Origin of the sequence: Longimicrobium sp. (assembly GCF_036554565.1) — a bacterium.
Taxonomy (GTDB): Bacteria; Gemmatimonadota; Gemmatimonadetes; order Longimicrobiales; family Longimicrobiaceae; genus Longimicrobium.
Window position 1 is genome coordinate 1 of the sequence record NZ_DATBNB010000329.1, and the last position, 2,391, is coordinate 2,391.

General features: G+C 70.6%; 2 protein-coding genes. Both read right to left on the bottom strand.

What is annotated here, in order from left to right:
* Positions 1-460 (bottom strand): hypothetical protein (locus tag VIB55_RS09325; RefSeq protein ID WP_331876377.1); only part of this gene is annotated, 460 nt, incomplete at its 3' end.
* 909 nt (positions 461-1,369) lie between these two features.
* Complete coding sequence (gene gluQRS, locus VIB55_RS09330; RefSeq protein WP_331876378.1) at positions 1,370-2,338, bottom strand: tRNA glutamyl-Q(34) synthetase GluQRS; 969 nt, start codon at positions 2,336-2,338, stop codon at positions 1,370-1,372.
* Positions 2,339-2,391: the final 53 nt, after the last annotated feature.

Sequence of the window (2,391 nt, forward strand, 5' to 3'; positions counted from 1 at the left end):
TGACGAACGCCGCGGGGTGAAAGCGCCGCTCGTCGGGCACGGGGTCGGGAAGGCGGTACTGCACCCCGGCCTTGACGAACATGACCTCTGGCCCGTCGATCTGGTAGCCGAACTCAAGGCTGTCGCGCCCGGTGAAGCGAACCTCGTCCTCGCTCGCGGCGCTGTAGCCCACGGCGGCTACGACACTCAGCGGGCCCCGGACCTGGGCCTCGCCGGTAAGGCCGAGCGCCCAGCCGCCGCCGCGCGCCTCGGCGACCTCGAACTGCTCTTCGGCGGCGGTGGCGAAGACGTGGCCGCCGCCGGTGCCATACGGAATGCGGAAGCCGAGCCACGGGGTGATGGCGAACCTGGTGACGGGCACCAGGTTGGTGGGCGGCTGGGCTTCGAAGCCGCCGGTCTGGGCGCCGGCTGCCGCGGGGAGCGCGAGCAGGCCGGCGAGGGCGAGCACACCGAATCTCATCAGGTTTTCCTCCTGGGGGGTCCCGAAGAATGGGATGGAAGGCTTCTTCGGGAGGGGGAAGTTTCGGGTGATTACGCCCAAAATAGTGCGAGCCCACGTGTTGCGGAATAGTAGCGCGCCGATTGGGACGCGGACGCGCCTTTTCCTGCGCACGGCAAACCGGGCCGGGAGGGGGAGAAACTTCAGAATCGGGTGCGTCCGGGCAGGCGCGGTGCGTCGGCGGGCACCCCCCATCCCCAGCCCTTCCCCCGCAAATGGCGCGGGGGAAGGGAGCCAGTGTGGTGCGTCACGCATAAGTCCTTGCGTCCCCATACCTTGTCATCCTGAGGCCCAGGCGCACCAAACTCGCCCGCAGCATACGCTACGCGGGCCGAAGGATCTAGCAGCGGACAGTACCAGGCCGGGCGCGGCAGCGGTCACTGTAGCCGAGGCCTCGGTGGCCGTGGGGCCCTCACCCGGCCGCGCTGACACGCGTGTCACCCTCTCCCACAAACAGCGTGGGAGAGGGGGTACACTTCGGGGAATTCGGTGGGAAGGCGAGCATGGAGGCCCCGCCCTCGTGCGGCGGTTGAAACCGCGGCTGGAACGTCACGAAGTCCGCCTGCGCGGACTGCATGCGCAGTCGAGTGCGCGAAGTCTGCAGAGGCGCAGTTCAGGTCTCCCCCTCCCCTGCGCAGCGGGGGACGGGGGCCGGGGGGAGGGGGCTGCCAAGGGCATGCGCCGGGTTCCCCGAAGCGCACCGTTCCTCGCCCGCCGTCCCAGCCGGGTGCGCCTATCCGATCGCAGCGCACACGAATTCTCCCCTCTCCGCATGCGCAGCGTGCGGGGAGGGGCCGGGGGAGGGGCCACCCGCGGCATGCGCGGCCGCCAATCGAACCCCGATCGAAGTTCCTGCCTGAATCCAGCTCCTCACCGCACCCGCAGCCGCTCCAGGTCCGCTGCGGTCACGATTGTCGGCTCCCGCGGGAGCCGCGCAACCTCAAAGCGTGGTACCAAGCCCCGGGCGGAGATGCGCTCGCCTGGCTCCACGAGGCCGCAGGTGGAAGCGAGCCAGCCGATGACCGCATCGGGAGGCACCCCCGCGTCCCGCAGCTCACCGAGCGACACGGCGCCGTGTCGCTTCGCCAGCCGCTCGCCGTCTTCCCCCAGCATCAGCGGAACGTGCAGGAAGTCGGGGATCGGAAGATCGAGCGCGCGGTAGAGCAGGATCTGCCGCGCCGTGGACGACAGGAGGTCCGCACCGCGCACGACGTGGGTGATGCCCATCGCCCCATCGTCCACCACGACGGCCACCTGATAGCCCGCCACGCCATCCTTTCGCCGCACGACGAAATCGCCCTCCGCGGCGGGATCGAAGGCGCAGCGCCCCATCAGCAGGTCGTCGAACTCCACCACTCCCGGGTCGGCGCGCATCCGCAGGGCGAAGAGCGATCGGCCGTGCGTGGTCAGCGAGGGGACGGTGGGATCGACGAGGCGCGGACGGCAGGTGCCGGAGTAGCGCGGCCCCTCTTCGCCCACGTGCGGCGCGCTGGCCGCCGCGGCGATGTCGCGCCGCGAGCAGGAGCACTCGAACAGCAGCCCCAGCTCGGCCAGGCGGCGGAGCGCGGCCTCGTAGCGCTCCTGCCGCTGCGACTGGATGTACGGCGCATGCGGCCCGCCGACGTCGGGTCCCTCCTCCCAATCCAGCCCCAGCCAGCGCAGCTCGTCCAGCTGCCGCTCCATGAACCCGGGCCGCACGCGTCCGAAGTCCAGGTCTTCCACGCGCATTACGAAGGCGCCGCCGGTGGCGCGGGCATGAAGCCACGCGATCAGCGCCGTCCGCGCATTGCCGACGTGCAGCGCGCCGGTCGGGCTGGGGGCAAATCGTCCGCGGGTCATGCGGGGACTGTGCTGAGTGAATGCGGAATAGGAAATGGGGCACGTGTCAGCGC

Excerpts from the sequence above, each read along its gene's own strand:
- gluQRS (WP_331876378.1), bottom strand. The coding sequence starts at position 2,338 with ATGACCCGCGGACGATTTGCCCCCAGCCCGACCGGCGCGCTGCACGTC.